This is a genomic window from Breoghania sp. L-A4 (assembly GCF_003432385.1).
Taxonomy (GTDB): domain Bacteria; phylum Pseudomonadota; class Alphaproteobacteria; order Rhizobiales; family Stappiaceae; genus Breoghania.
In genome coordinates this window covers 438,130-453,029 of record NZ_CP031841.1, presented here as the reverse complement: position 1 = coordinate 453,029, position 14,900 = coordinate 438,130, and the positions used below count along the sequence as shown (strand labels likewise).

7 protein-coding genes and 2 pseudogenes are annotated in these 14,900 nt (G+C 67.2%); all 9 read left to right on the top strand.

The window, feature by feature from the left end:
- Positions 1 to 7 precede the first annotated feature (7 nt).
- A complete protein-coding gene (locus tag D1F64_RS02140) occupies positions 8 to 409 on the top strand; it encodes a PTS sugar transporter subunit IIA (protein ID WP_117411077.1) in 402 nt (133 codons plus the stop codon).
- On the top strand, positions 406 to 702 hold the full coding sequence (locus D1F64_RS02135) for an HPr family phosphocarrier protein (RefSeq protein ID WP_117411076.1): 297 nt from the start codon (positions 406 to 408) through the stop codon (positions 700 to 702). Before D1F64_RS02140 ends, D1F64_RS02135 begins: the two co-directional genes overlap by 4 nt.
- Before the next feature lie 187 nt (positions 703 to 889).
- Positions 890 to 2,211: pseudogene (locus D1F64_RS02130) on the top strand (cyclopropane-fatty-acyl-phospholipid synthase family protein).
- Positions 2,212 to 2,441: 230 nt separating this feature from the next.
- Positions 2,442 to 3,839: an adenosylhomocysteinase gene (gene ahcY / locus D1F64_RS02125; protein ID WP_117411075.1), complete on the top strand. Its 1,398-nt coding sequence runs from the start codon at positions 2,442 to 2,444 to the stop codon at positions 3,837 to 3,839.
- A gap of 330 nt (positions 3,840 to 4,169) precedes the next feature.
- Positions 4,170 to 6,581, top strand: coding sequence for a PAS domain-containing sensor histidine kinase (locus D1F64_RS02120; RefSeq protein WP_248304583.1), 2,412 nt, complete (start codon positions 4,170 to 4,172; stop codon positions 6,579 to 6,581).
- A gap of 12 nt (positions 6,582 to 6,593) precedes the next feature.
- A complete protein-coding gene (gene tsaE, locus D1F64_RS02115; protein ID WP_117411074.1) occupies positions 6,594 to 8,099 on the top strand; it encodes a tRNA (adenosine(37)-N6)-threonylcarbamoyltransferase complex ATPase subunit type 1 TsaE in 1,506 nt (501 codons plus the stop codon).
- Between the two features lie 107 nt (positions 8,100 to 8,206).
- Positions 8,207 to 8,932, top strand: a complete 726-nt coding sequence (locus D1F64_RS02110; RefSeq protein WP_117411073.1) for a nucleotidyltransferase family protein — start codon at positions 8,207 to 8,209, stop codon at positions 8,930 to 8,932.
- Positions 8,933 to 8,973: 41 nt separating this feature from the next.
- Positions 8,974 to 12,108: a double-strand break repair protein AddB gene (gene addB / locus D1F64_RS02105; RefSeq protein WP_117411072.1), complete on the top strand. Its 3,135-nt coding sequence runs from the start codon at positions 8,974 to 8,976 to the stop codon at positions 12,106 to 12,108.
- A pseudogene (addA, locus tag D1F64_RS02100) lies at positions 12,072 to 14,891 on the top strand (double-strand break repair helicase AddA); the annotation flags it as partial. The gene addB and the pseudogene addA, both read left to right, overlap by 37 nt.
- Between the last annotated feature and the right edge of the window lie 9 nt (positions 14,892 to 14,900).

Genomic DNA, 14,900 nt, shown 5'->3' with positions numbered 1-14,900 from the left:
GATAAACATGATCGGACTCGTCCTCGTTACCCACGGCCGGCTGGCGGAGGAATTCAAGGCCGCGCTGGAGCATGTCGTGGGCCCTCAGGAAATGGTCGAAACCATCTCCATCGGGCCCGATGACGACATGGAAAAGCGCAGGCAGGACATTCTGACCGCGGTCGAGCGGGTCAATCAGGGCAGCGGCGTGGTGCTGCTGACGGACATGTTCGGCGGGACGCCCTCCAATCTCGCCATCTCGGTGATGGACGACAAGGCCATCGAAGTCGTCGCCGGCGTCAATCTGCCGATGCTGATCAAACTGGCCAGCATCCGCGCCGACATCGGGCTGACCGAGGCGGTGGAGGAAGCGCGCAAGGCCGGGCGCAAGTATATTTCCGTCGCCAGTCAGGTGTTGTCGGGACAGTGAGGGATATCGCCACGCCGCAAACCAGCCTCGAACGCAAGCTGACCATCGTCAACCGCCGCGGCCTGCATGCGCGCGCGTCCGCGAAGCTTGTGAAACTGGTTGAGCAGTTCGACGCCGAAATCACCGTCTCGCGCGACGGGCACACGGTCGGAGGCACATCGATCATGGGATTGATGATGCTGGCCGCCAGCCCCGGCTGCTGCATCCACGTGGAAGCCAGCGGACCGGAAGCCGAAGCCGCCATGGACGCGGTTGCGGATCTCGTCGAGGACGGCTTCGGCGAAAAAGACTGAGCACGCGCTCATGCGACGCCCTGCGTCGCACATTTGACAAATTCCATTGCGTTTCCAGCCGCATTGCCCAACCCTGCGGCCTGATCTGCGCCGCGCGCCTCAGAGGCGGGCGGTTGTTCCCCGTGTTCGATGATATCCGGTTGAACGCGGGCGCCCCAGCGGTCGTTGAAGCATCAAGAGGAAACCAATGCCGTCAGTCGCCGCCGATCGCCGTCTCGCCACCGCCCGCAAGCTATGTGCGCATCTTCATGACATTTTGGGTCTCGAATTCGCAATCGAGCTTTGGGACGGCACGCGCGTTCCGCAAGGCGCACCCGACGACGGGTTGCGCGTCGCAATTTCGCAATCCGCCCTGCCACGCCTGTTGCGCCGGCCGTCCGCCAAGACCCTGATCGATCTCTATATGCAGGGGGCAATCGATCTGCGCGGCGGCAGCCTGTTCGACTTCGCCGAAAAGCGCCCCAAGGTGCGCAGCCGCGAGATCCGCAAGCGGCTGAACAAAACGCTGCTTGCCAAAAGCGTTCTCGCCTTCCTGTTCGCCCCGGGCAGCGCAACCGACGCGAACACCGGCAAGGATGCCGGTGACGCGGCGACCCGCGGCCAGGGCAGCGACCAGAAGGATATCGCTTTTCACTACGATGTTTCCAACGCCTTCTACCGCCTCTTTCTCGATCCCGAGATGGTCTACACCTGCGGTTATTTCACCGACTGGGACAACGATATCGCGACCGCGCAAGCCGACAAGCTGGACATGATCTGCCGCAAGCTGCGGCTAAAACCGGGCGACCGGCTGCTGGACATCGGCTGCGGCTGGGGTGCGCTGATCTGCCATGCGGCCGAGCACCATGGCGTCACCGCACTCGGGTCACCTTGTCGCAGGAGCAACTGGCGCTGGCGCGCAAGACGATCGCCGCGCGCGGGCTGCAGGACAAGGTGTCGGTGGAGCTGAAGGACTATCGCTTGCTGGAGGGCGAGAGCTTCGACAAGATCTCCTCCATCGGCATGTTCGAGCATGTCGGCATCGACAATCACGACGACTACTACAGCGCGGTGCACAGGCTGCTCAAGCCGCGCGGGCTGTACCTCCACCATGCAATCACCCGGCGCGGAAAAAAGAGCGAGAAGGCCTTTCGCCGCAAACGCGCCGAATACCGCTCGATGGTGCGCTATATTTTTCCCGGCGCCGAGGTCGACCACATCGGCATGACTGTAACCAACCTTGAGGCGCACGGCTTCGAAGTGCACGACGTCGAAGGCTGGCGCGAGCACTATGCGCGCACCACGCGGCTGTGGGCCGAACGGCTGATCGCCAACGCCGACGCAGCGATCGCGGAAACCGACGAGGCGCGCTTTCGCCTGTGGGTTCTTTATCTCAGCGGTGTATCGCTGGCTTTCGAGCGCGGCACGTTGTCGATCTTCCAGACGCTGTCGTCCAAACGTGCCAAGGGCGCCTCCGGCCTGCCGCCGACGCGCGCGGACCTGTACCGTCAGGATACGCACTCGACCTGATATAAAGAAATCTTTATGTCTTTATTGCCGGATCGGGCGCGGCACGCTATAACCCCGTCAGGTCCGGCGGATACGGCGGACCATACCGATTTATCGCCGGCCGGCGGAGAGCGACGCTCACCCGCCGCCACATGGCGATCTCACTTCTGTGCGCGCGCCAGCCAAGCTGCCGGATCCTGGATCCCGGCGGATGAACGGCGTCACCGACGAACCACGACGGGATACACTTCATGACAACCGCCACCGATTACATCGTCAAGGACATCAGCCTGGCCGACTGGGGCCGGACTGAAATCGAGATTGCAGAACACGAGATGCCGGGCCTGATGGCCTGCCGTGAAGAGTTTGGCAATACGAAGCCGCTGAAGGGCGCACGGATCGCGGGCTCCCTGCACATGACGATCCAGACGGCTGTGCTGATTGAGACATTGGTTGCTTTGGGCGCTGAAGTGCGCTGGGCGTCGTGCAACATCTATTCCACGCAGGATCAGGCTGCCGCGGCAATCGCCGCCACTGGCGTTCCGGTCTTCGCGATCAAGGGCGAGACGCTGGAAGAATACTGGGACTACGCAGACAAGATCTTCGACTTCCCCGATGGCGCGAACATGATCCTCGATGATGGCGGCGATGCGACGCTCTACATCCTCATGGGTGCGCGTGTCGAAGCCGGCGAGACGAATCTCATCGAAAATCCGACCTCCGAGGAAGAAGAGTACCTCTTTGCCCAGATAAAGAAGCGCATGGCCGCGAACCCGGGTTGGTTCACGAAGCAGCGCGACTTGATCCGCGGTGTTTCAGAAGAAACCACAACCGGCGTCATGCGTCTTTATGAAATGCAGAAGAAGGGCGGCCTGCCGTTCCCGGCGATCAACGTCAACGACAGTGTCACCAAGTCCAAGTTCGACAACCGTTATGGCTGCCGTGAGTCGCTCGTCGACGGCATTCGCCGCGGCACCGATGTCATGATGTCCGGCAAGGTTGCGGTTGTTTGCGGCTATGGCGATGTGGGCAAGGGCTCCGCTCAGTCTCTGGCGGGCGCCGGCGCCCGCGTGATCGTCACCGAGATCGATCCGATCTGCGCTCTCCAGGCCTCCATGGACGGCTTTGAAGTCAAGACAATGGAACAGGTCCTGCCGGAAGGGGACATTTATGTCACCGCGACCGGCAACAAGGACATCATCACCTTCGAGCACATGCAGGGCATGAAGGACATGGCGATCGTCTGTAACATCGGTCACTTCGACAATGAGATTCAGGTCGCGGCCCTGAAGAACACCAAGCGTCGCCCGGTCAAGGACCAGGTGGACTTGTATGAGTTCCCCGATGGCAAGCGCATGATCCTGTTGTCCCAGGGCCGTCTGGTGAACCTCGGCAATGCCACCGGTCACCCGAGCTTCGTGATGTCGGCCTCCTTCACCAACCAGGTGCTGGCGCAGATCGAGCTCTTCTCCAAGGGCGAGAACTACGAGAACCAGGTCTACGTGCTGCCCAAGCATCTCGACGAGAAGGTCGCGCGGCTGCATCTGGAGAAGCTCGGCGCCACGCTCACGGTGCTTTCCGACGAGCAGTCCGCCTATCTCGGCATCGACAAGACCGGCCCGTTCAAGAGCGACCTCTACAAGTACTGATCGGGTTGGTGCGTAGCCGCACCATGTTATCCACCGTTTGATCAGGTCTTGCGGGACTCCGCGAGGCCAAGGGTTGACTCCACGGGGCGCGTCAGATGGCGCGCCCCGTCTGTTTTTAAGGAAAGCTACTCTTCTTCACGATTCGCAAACGCGTTATGGTTAAGCGAATCAGACGTTCAGCGTGAGGCACCGCGGCGTTTGGCTTCGTTTTTTCACAAGCCTCCAGTGGCGGAGGGGACCAACCAGATGCCGGCATTCGGCGGAAAACGCGCGCGTTCCAACGCAGCGTGGCAGAGAAGGATTCTGTCAGGCACCAGCCTTGCGACGTTGTTGGCAACGACGCAAGCCGCGGACGCCGCACAGCTCTCGCTCAGTGCCTATGGTCTCACGTCCTTCCAGGTCGCCTGGTTCAGCGCCTTGTTCGGCGCCGTCGCGTTTGGCGTGGCCAACGCGGTTGTTCTGATGCGCAGCCGGCGCCGGTTCCAGGCGCTGACCAACAAGTTCAAGATCGAAAACGCCGATTTGAAACTGCGCCTCGACCGGTTCGAGTCGCTGCTGGACACCGACGACCAGCGGCTGGTGATCTGGGACGGCCGCAGCAGCGATCCCCTGGTCATCGGCGGGCTGGATCCGGCTTGCGGCGCCCCGCGCGGCGCGCAAGGGCTGCTGGCGTTCGGCAACTGGCTGGAGCCAGGCTCCGCCGCGCAACTCGAAGCCGACGTCGATGCCTTGCGCCAGAACGGTCAGGCCTTCACACGCACGTTGCCCACCCGCAGCGGCGGATCGGTGGAAGCCAGCGGGCGGACGGCCGGCGGATGGGCCGTGCTGCGATTGCGCGACTTGTCCGGCGAACGGCTGGCGCAGGCGCGGCTCGCCGAGAGCCATGCGCGGCTTGAGCAGCAGATCGCGACCGTACGCACCTTGCTGAACGAGCTGCCGGGGCCTGTCTGGCTGCGCGACGCGGACGGCAACATGAACTGGGTCAACAAGGCCTACGCGGATGCCGTGGAAGCGAAAGACCCCGAGGCGGCCGTGCAGGACAAGGCCGAGTTCCTCGACGCGGCAGGCCGCAAGGCGCTAAGCGCCAACCGCGCCGCCGGCGACAGTTTCCAGGCGCGCATGCCGATCATCTCCGCCGGAGAACGCCGGGTCTTCGACGTCATTGACGTTTCCGGCGCCGCCGGCAGCGCCGGCATGGCAATCGACATCAACGAAATGGAACAGGTGCGCGAGGAGCTCAAGCGCACCGTCGAGTTCCACGCCCGCACGCTCGACCAGCTCGCCACGGCGGTGGCGATCTTCGGCCCCGACCGGCGGCTGCAGTTCCACAACGCCGCGTTCCAGACCCTGTTCGGTCTCGACTCATCCTTCCTGGAAGGCGGCCCGGCGAACGGCGCCGTGCTCGACGCCATGCGCGCCGCCCGCAAGCTGCCCGAGCAGGCGGACTATCGCGACTGGCGCCGCAAGCATCTGGAAGCCTACCAGTCGCTCGAGCCCGACGATTTCTGGTGGCACCTGCCGGACGGGCAAACCTTGCGCGTGGTCGCCAATCCACACGCCCAGGGCGGCGTCACCTACATCTACGAGAACGTCACGGAACGGCTTGAGCTTGAGAGCCGCTACAACGCGCTGACACGTGTTCAGGGCGAGACGCTGGACCATCTGTCGGAAGCCGTGGCGGTGTTCGGCTCCGACGGCCGCCTGCGCCTGCACAATCCCGCCTTTGGCGCGATCTGGCAGCTCAGCGCCGAGGATCTGGCGGACAGCCCGCATATCTCGACCATTGTCGGCATCTGCTCTCGCCTGCATCCCGAGCCGGACACATGGAAGGACCTCACCACCTCGGTCACCGGCCTTGCGGAGAACCGCAGCCGCACCGCGGGCCGCATGGAACGCCCCGACGGCAACGTCATCGACTACGCCACCGTGCCGCTGCCCGACGGTGGCACGCTGATCGCCTTCGTCAACGCCACCGATACAGTCAACGTGGAACGCGCCCTGCGCGACAAGAACGATGCGCTGCGCGAGGCCGACCAGCTCAAGAACACCTTCATCCAGCAGGTGTCCTACGAGCTGCGTTCGCCGCTGACCAACATCATCGGCTTTGCCCAGTTGCTGTCGGATTCCAAGTTCGGCGACCTGACCGGCAAGCAGGCGGAATACACCAACTACATCATGTCGTCGTCGTCGGCGCTGCTGGCGATCATCAATGACATTCTCGATCTCGCGACCATCGACGCCGGCATCATGGAGCTGGATCTCGGCGAGGTCGACATCGCGGCCGCCGTCGACGGCGCGGTCGAGGGCGTCAAGGACCGGCTGGTGGAAGCCGACATCGAGCTGCGCGCCGACGTCCCTGATGACATCGGCGTTCTGATCGCCGACGAACGCCGGCTGCGCCAGGTGCTGTTCAACCTGATTTCCAACGCCCTGCGCTTCTCAGAGAAGGGCGGCGTCGTGGAACTGACCTGCACGCGCACGGCTAACGATTTGCGCTTTGTCGTGCGCGATCATGGCTGCGGCATCTCCGAGGAACACCTTCAGGAAGTCTTCAGCCGGTTCGTCGGCCACACCTCCGGCTCCCGGCGGCGCGGCGCGGGCCTGGGTCTGGCCATCGTCAAGAGCTTCGTCGAGCTGCACGGCGGCACCGTCGAGATCCAGTCGCAGGAAGGCGTCGGCACCACCGTCATCTGCAGGTTCCCCATACAAACGCGGATCCCGGAGCGCGAGGCCGCCGAGTAGCGGAGACTGTCAGTGGCCGCTTCCCTCACCATCGACCTCCCGGACGAGGCGGCGACGCGCCGGCTCGCCGAGGACCTGGCGCTCATCCTGCGCCCGGGCGATGTCGTCGCCCTGCACGGCGATCTGGGCGCCGGAAAATCGACGCTGGCACGCGCCGTGCTGCGCGCGCTCGCCGATGATCCGGACCTCGAGGTTCCCAGCCCCACCTTCACGCTGGTGCAGGCCTATGCGTTCCCGCGCCTGACGGTCTCCCACTTCGATCTTTACCGCATCGAACATGAAGACGAACTCGAGGAGCTCGGGTTCGAGGAGGCGGCAAGCGAGGGCGCGGCGCTGGTCGAATGGCCGCAACGTGCCGAAAGCGCCCTGCCCGCCGACACGCTGCTGCTGAGCCTGTCCGCGGGCGCCACTGCGGACTCGCGCGTCGCGCGCCTCGACTGGCAGACGGGCGACTGGGAGGCGCGGCTTGGTCGCACGCTGCGGATCCGGCGCTTTCTCGACGAGGCGGGCTGGACGCGCGCTACACGGCGCTTCCTGCTTGGCGACGCCTCGACGCGGTCGTACGAGCGGATTGCGCGGGCCGGCCGGCACGCGATCCTGATGAACGCGCCGCAGAGGGCCGACGGCCCGCCGGTGCGTGACGGCAAGCCCTACAGCCAGATCGCCCATCTGGCCGAGGACGTGCGCGCCTTCGTCGGTATCGGCGAGGGCCTTCGCGCGCGCGGCTTCCACGCGCCGGAGCTCTTCGCCCACGACATGGCGCACGGCCTGCTGTTGCTCGAGGACCTGGGCGCTGAGGCGATCGTTGCCGACGGCGCGCCGCTGCTTGAGCGTTATGCGGCGGCCATCGATCTGCTGGCGGAACTTCACACCCATGACTGGCCGGACGTGACGCCGCTGCCGGGTGGCGGCACCTACCGGGTTCCCGCCTATGACGCCGGCGCCCTGTCGATCGAGGCCGAGCTTTATCTCGACTGGTATGTGCCCGACGTCACCGGCGGACCCGTGCCCACGGAGGCGGCGGCCGAGTTCAAGACGCTGTGGGCGGCGCAGTTCGAGACACTGGCGCGATCGGAAACAACCTGGGTTCTGCGCGACTTCCACTCGCCCAACCTGATCTGGCGGCCGCAGGGCTCCGGCACGGACCGGCTGGCGCTGATCGACTATCAGGACACGGTGATCGGCCCCACCGCCTATGACGTCGCCTCGCTGGCGCAGGACGCGCGCGTGACCATCCCGCATGACCAGGAGCAGGAACTGGTCGCCCGCTATGTATCGCTGCGCCGGGCGCAGGCCGCGGGCTTCGACGCGGACGCGTTTCGCCGCGATTATGCGGTGCTGTCGGCCCATCGGGCGACCAAGATCCTGGGCATTTTCGTGCGGCTGGACAAACGCGACGGCAAGCCGGGCTACCGCAAGCATATCCCCAGATTGCGCGACTATCTGGCCCGTTCGCTGGAACATCCCGCACTGGCTGACATAAAGCGCTGGTATCAGCGGCACGGGCCGGCGCAGTAGCGCCCGGCGGGGCATCGTCCACAGGTGGCGCGTTGACCGGCACGGCCAGCGACCCCACGTGCACAGCCGACTGAGACCACACAGACGATCCGGATGGACAAGAACCGATGACAGTGACGCGCCCGACACGGGCAATGGTGCTGGCCGCAGGCCTGGGCACGAGAATGCGACCGATCACCGAAACACTGCCCAAGCCGCTCGTTCCGGTGGCGGGAAAGCCGCTGCTCGACTATGCGCTCGACCGGCTTGCAAGCGCCGGCGTGCAATCCGTGGTGGTCAACGTGCATCACCTCGCCGATCAGGTGGAACGTCATGTGGCGGGGCGCACAGCACCCGCCGTGATCCTTTCCGACGAGCGCGCCGCGCTGCTGGAGACCGGCGGCGGCGTGACCAAGGCCCTGCCGCATCTGGGCGAGGAGCCGTTCCTGCTGCTCAATTCCGACAGCTTCTGGATCGAGGGCATGCGGCCCAATCTGGAAGTGCTGGCCGAGCGCTGGGACGACGGCGAGATGGACGGGCTGCTGCTGCTCGCCTCCACGGTCAACAGCGTCGGCTATGACGGCACGGGCGATTTCGAGATGGAAAGCGGCGGCCGGCTGTCGCGGCGCGTCGATCGCGAGGTGACGCCGTTCGTCTATTCCGGCGTCGCCATGCTGCATCCGCGTCTGTTCGAGGGCGCGCCCGAGGGCGCCTTCTCGCTCAACCTGCTGTTCGACCGGGCCATCGAGGCGGGGCGGCTTTACGGCGTTCGCATGGACGGAATCTGGCTTCACGTCGGCACGCCGCAGGCGATCGGCGAGGCGGAGGAAGCCATCGGCGACAGCGCGCTGTAGGATAGGCCCGGGATTCGCCAGACGGGGGAGCGGGCGCGACAATGACGGATACTCGGCCGGCGGCACGGCTCTTCACGATCCCCAGTGGTGCTGCGTTTCTCGACACGCTGGTCGACTCGCTGCTGAGCGGCGAACTCGTCCCCGGTTTCGATCCGGCGCGCGACCCACTGGCGCTGGCCGACGCCACCATCTTCGTGCCCACCCGCCGCGCGGCGCGCACATTGCGCGAGAGTTTTCGCCTGGCGCTGGGCGGCAGTGCCGCGCTGCTGCCGCGCATCCGTCCGCTGGGCGGCGCCGACGAGGACGAGGTGCTGCTGCGCGGCGAGCCGGATGCGGAACCCTTGGCCCCGGCGATCTCCGGGCTCGAACGCCGCCTCGCCATGACCCGGCTGATCCTCGGCTGGGCCGGCCACGTGCGTCGCGAAGTCCTCAAGCTCGGACCCGACGAACCGATGGCGGTGCCCGCCTCTCCCGCCGACGCCGCCTGGCTCGCCGCCGATTTGCTGTCGCTGATGGACCAGATCGAAACGGAAGAAGCCGACTGGCAGGCGATCCAGGCGCTGGTGCCCGACGATTTCTCCCGCTACTGGCAGATCACTCTGGATTTCCTGAAGATCGCCACCGAGGCCTGGCCCGCCTATCTGGCCGAACGCGGCGCTATGGACCCCAACGCCAGGCGCTCGGCCCTGATTCGTCGCGAGGCGGCGCGCTTTGCGCAAGATCCTCCGAGCGGGCCGGTGATCGTCGCCGGCTCCACCGGCTCCGTGCCAGCCACCGCCGATCTCATCAAGGTGGTGGCACATCTGCATCAGGGCGCGGTGATCCTGCCGGGGCTCGATCAGACGATGCCAGACGACGTGTGGGACGCGCTTGGCGGGGCAGCCAATCCCGATCGCCCCGCCGTGCCCGGCCATCCGCAATACGGCCTCAAGCAGTTGCTCTCGCATTTGCGCGCCAGCCGCGCAGATGTTTCCGAACTGTCCGGCTCGGTCGCCGAACACCTGCGCGATCGCGAGCGGATCGTGGCCGAAAGCCTGCGTCCCGCCGAAACCACGGACGGCTGGCAGGCCTTCTTCAAGGAGCCCGTCGCGGCGCGCGCGGGCGCGGCCTTCGCCGATGTCGATCTGATCGAAGCGCGCAACGAGGTGGAGGAAGCGCTGGCGCTCGCCATGGCGCTGCGCGAGGCGGTGGAAAACGACAGGACAGCGGCGCTGGTAACACCCGATCGGACGCTGGCGCGCCGGGTGGCGGGCGAAATGCGCCGCTGGGGCCTGGAGGTCGATGATTCCGCCGGCCGGCCGCTGGACCAGACGCCGCCCGCGATGCTCGCCCGGCTCACGGCTCAGGCGGCGCTTGGCGGACTCGAACCGGTGGCGCTTCTGGCGCTTCTCAAGCATCCGCTCACGCGCCTCGGCCTGCCCGCCGCCGACATCCGCGAGACGGCGCGGGCGCTGGAACGCGCCGTGCTGCGCGGCCCACGCCCGCAGGACGGGACGCATGGCCTGCTGGCGGCGATCGATGCGGCCGAGCATGCACTCTCCACCGCCGCTCACGTGCCGCGCTGGCGGCGCATGAAGGAGGAGGACTGGGCGCGCATCCGCGACTTGGCGCAGCGCCTCGCCGCCGCGCTGCAGCCGCTGGAAGCGCTCGGCCGGCAGCCGGGCATTGTGGCCGTGGCACCGCTCGCCGAAGCCCATGCGGAAGCCTTGAAGGCGGTGGCGCGCGACGAGACAGGATCCGATCTGGCGCTGTTCTCACTGGAGGCCGGCGAGGCGCTGGCCAAGGCGATGACGGGCATCATGGAGGCGCGCGATGTGGGCCTCGAGATCCCGGCCGCGGACTGGCCGAGCGTGTTTGACGCGCTGATCGCCGGAAGCCCCGTGCATGGCGGTGTGGCGGCCGATCCGCGCATTCACATCTGGGGGCCCCTAGAAGCGCGCCTGCACCGGCCGGATATCCTGATCCTGGCCGGGCTCAACGAGGGCAGTTGGCCCGCCACGACCCGCAACGATCCTTGGCTCAACCGGCCGATGAAACGCGACGTCGGACTGGAGCCGCCCGAGCGGCGCGTCGGTCTCGCGGCGCATGATTTCGCGCAAGGCATGGGTGCGGACCGCGTGGTGCTATCGCGCTCGCGACGCAGCGGCGGCGCACCGACGGTCGCCTCGCGCTGGCTGCAGCGGGTGCTGACGGTTGCGGGCTCCGACGTGGCCGACGCCGCACGCGCCCGCGGCACGCGCTACACGGATTGGGCGCGCGCGCTCGACCGCGCCGCAGGGCCGCCCCGGCCCGCAGCCCGGCCCAATCCCAAGCCACCGGTCGCCGCCCGGCCGGAGCAGATTTCCATCACCTCGGTGGAGACCTGGATCCGCGATCCTTACGCGATCTTCGCCAAGCGCATTCTTGGGCTCGACCCGGTCGATCCGCTGGCCGCGAGCCCGGGGGCGGCGGATCGCGGCACGATCATCCATGACACGCTGGCGGATTTCCTCGCCGAATGCTCCGGCCCCTATGACGCGGGGGCGCGCGACCGGCTCATCACACTTGGCCGGGAGCAGTTCCGCGATCTGGAAGCCTTCCCGGAGGTGCATGCACTGTGGTGGCCGCGCTTCCTGCGCATCGCCGACTGGTTCATCGGCTTCGAGGCCGCGCGCAACCCACGCGTCTCGCGCCGGCACCTGGAGGTCGCGGGCAGCATTTCGCTGCCGCGCCGCGACGGGGTGTTTCGGCTCACCGGCCGCGCCGACCGCATCGACGAGATGACCGACGGCTCGCTCGCGGCCATCGACTACAAGACCGGCGGCGCCCCGACCAGGAAGGAAGTCGCAACCCTGTTCGCACCGCAACTGCCATTGGAAGCGGCCATGCTGCGGCTGGGCGGCTTTGAGGGCATCGATCCGGCGCGACCCGTCTCCGAACTCGCCTATGTGGTGCTGCGCGGCGGATCGACGCCGGGCGACTACGCCCCGCGCAATCCCGAAGAAGGCGGTATCGGCGATCTGGCCGACAACGCGCTGGCCCGGCTGGCGGGACTGATTGCCGCCTACGACGATGAGGCCCAGGGCTATCTGTCGCGCGCGCGGCCGAAATTCGAGGGCAATGTGGACGGCGACTATGATCATCTCGCCCGCGTGCAGGAATGGTCGCTGGGTGGCGACGACGAGGAGACCGCGTGATGGATATCCCCGTCCAGACCCGGCACAGCCAGGAGCGCGCCTCGCATCCGCAGGCTTCCGCCTGGGTGAGCGCCAACGCCGGTTCCGGCAAGACCTTCGTGCTTGCCCGCCGCGTGGTGCGGCTGCTTCTGGCGGGCACCGATCCGGCGCGCCTGCTGTGCCTTACCTTCACCAAGGCGGCGGCGGCCGAGATGGCCAGCCGCGTCTTCACCATTCTGTCGAGCTGGACCGCGCTCGACGACGAGCAGCTTGCCGACGCCATCAAGGACATGGGCGAGGCGCGGCCCGACCGGCGCCGGCTTGCCCGCGCGCGCCGGCTGTTCGCCGCCGCCCTTGAGACGCCGGGCGGACTGAAGATCCAGACCATCCACGGGTTCTGCGAAAGCCTGCTGCACCAGTTCCCGCTGGAGGCCAATGTCGCGGGGCATTTCACCGTGCTCGACGAGCGGGTGCAGCGCGAGCTGATGGCCCAGGCGCGCGCGCGGGTGCTGCACCGCGCCGCCGAGGAAACCGAGGCGCCGCTGGGCCGCGCCCTGCGCACGCTGATCGATCTGTTTTCCGACGCCAAGGTGGAAAGCGCGGTCTCCGAGATCATCAACCGGCGCGACGATCTCTACCGTTGGATCATCGAGGCGGGGACGCTGGAGACGGCGCTCGGCCAGCTTGCCGGCGCTTTTGGCGTGGCGCCGGGGGAGGGCATCGCGGCGCTGGAGGCGGATATTCTCGATGCCGCGCTGATCGAGCCGGAGCGCCGTCGCGCCATCGCCGAGGCCTTTCGCGCCGGCGGCAAGACGGACGCAACGAAAGCCGAGGCTCTGGACATGTCCGTGCTGGGCGCGGACGCGGCGACCCGCAGGGCGGCGTACCTGTCGGTGTTCTTCACCAAGTCCGGCGATCCCTACAAGGCGATGGCGACCAAGAAGATCAATGAGACCTACCCGGACATCATCGATCTCATGCAGCGCGAATGCGACCGGCTGCAGGCGTTGCTTGAACACCGTAAGGCGGTGGCGACCGTGGAGGGCACCGTCGCGCTGATTCATCTGGCGGACGCTGTGCTGCAGGGCTACGAGCGCGACAAGCGCCGCCGCGGCATGCTCGATTTCGAGGATCTGGTGGTCAAGACCGCAAATCTTCTGTCGAACGCCGCCGCCGCCCAATGGGTGCAATACAAGCTCGACCAGGGGCTGGATCACATTCTCGTCGACGAGGCCCAGGACACCAGCCCGCGCCAATGGCAGGTGATCAAGGCACTGGCGGAGGAGTTCTTTTCCGGAGAAGGCGCGCGGCCCGGCATCCGCACGGTGTTTGCCGTGGGTGATGAGAAACAGTCGATCTATTCCTTCCAGGGTGCGGTGCCCGCCTATTTTGCCGAGATGCGCCGCTTCTTTGACGCCCGCGCCCGAAACGCGCAAGCGACCTTCCACGACGTGCGGCTGACTCTGTCGTTCCGCTCGACGCCCGACGTGCTCGGCGCGGTCGATCAGGTGTTCGCCGACCCCGCGACCCGCGCCGGGCTGTCCCAGGACAACGATGCCACCGTGCACGAGGCGGTGCGCCGCAACGATCCCGGACTGGTCGAGATCTGGCCGCTGCTGGCGCCCGAGGAGGCGGACGCCGACGACGACTGGATGGCGCCTCTCGACCGCGCCGGCCCCGGCAGCCCGATGATCCGCACGGCGGAGCGCATCGCCGAACAGATTCTCGAGTGGACGCGGACGGGCGACGCCGGACCGGGCGACATTCTCGTGCTGCTGCGCAAGCGCGGCGGTTTCGTCGAGGCGCTGAACCGGGCGCTGAAGAGCCGCGACATTCCGGTCGCGGGCTCGGACCGGTTGGTGCTCAACGAGCACATCGCGGTCAAGGACCTTGTGGCTCTGGGCCGCTTCATCCTGCTGGCCGAAGACGATCTGTCCCTGGCGGCGCTGCTCAAGAGCCCGTTGTTCGGGCTCGACGACGACGATCTGTTCAAGATCGCCCACAAGCGGCCCGCGACCCTGTGGCGGGCGCTGGGCCGGGCGGCGCGCGAGGAGCCGAAATTCCGCGTCGCTTACGAGCAGCTGGAGCGCTGGCGCGCGCGCGCCGACTTCGTGCCGCCCTACGAGTTCTTCGCCCGCGTGCTCGGCCCCGACGGCGGGCGGCGGCGGATGCGCGAACGGCTGGGGCTGGAAGTCGACGACGTGCTGGACGAATTCCTGTCGCTGACGCTGGCCTACGAGAGCACCGGCGTTCCGGGACTGGAAGGCTTCCTCGCCTGGCTGACCGCCGCGCCCACCCAGGTGAAGCGCGAGATGGACGCGGCGGCGGGCGCGGTGCGCATCATGACGGTGCACGGCGCCAAGGGGCTGGAGGCGCCGGTGGTGTTTCTCGTCGATACCGGCGCCAAACCCGTGCACTCAAGCCACGACCCTGCGGTGTTGCCCCGCGCGCTGGACGACAATCCGCTCTCCGCCCCCGCGCTCGTCTGGCTGCCGGTCAAGGCGGAGCGCACCCAGTGGCATCACGACGCGCTTCAGGCGGTTCACGCCCGGGCGGGCGAGGAATACCGCCGGCTTCTGTATGTGGCGATGACCCGGGCGCGCGACCGGCTGGTGGTCTGCGGCTGGCGGCCGGCGCGCGGCGCGTCCGACGACTGCTGGCACGCGCTGGTGGAGCGCGGCCTCCGACCGGGCGCCCGCGAGATCCGCGACGCGGAGGGCGAACTCCGCGCCCTGCACTGGCAGCGGCCCGGGGCCTCGATGCATGCCGCCGCGGCCTCCGGGAGCGAGGCCCGCACGGCCGCGCCCGACACC

What these genes read in the sequence shown, in the direction of transcription:
- D1F64_RS02110 (WP_117411073.1), top strand. Translation starts at nt 8,207, where the DNA reads ATGACAGTGACGCGCCCGACACGGGCAATGGTGCTGGCCGCAGGCCTG.
- D1F64_RS02140 (WP_117411077.1), top strand. Translation starts at nt 8, where the DNA reads ATGATCGGACTCGTCCTCGTTACCCACGGCCGGCTGGCGGAGGAATTC.
- addB (WP_117411072.1), top strand. Translation starts at nt 8,974, where the DNA reads ATGACGGATACTCGGCCGGCGGCACGGCTCTTCACGATCCCCAGTGGT.
- ahcY (WP_117411075.1), top strand. Translation starts at nt 2,442, where the DNA reads ATGACAACCGCCACCGATTACATCGTCAAGGACATCAGCCTGGCCGAC.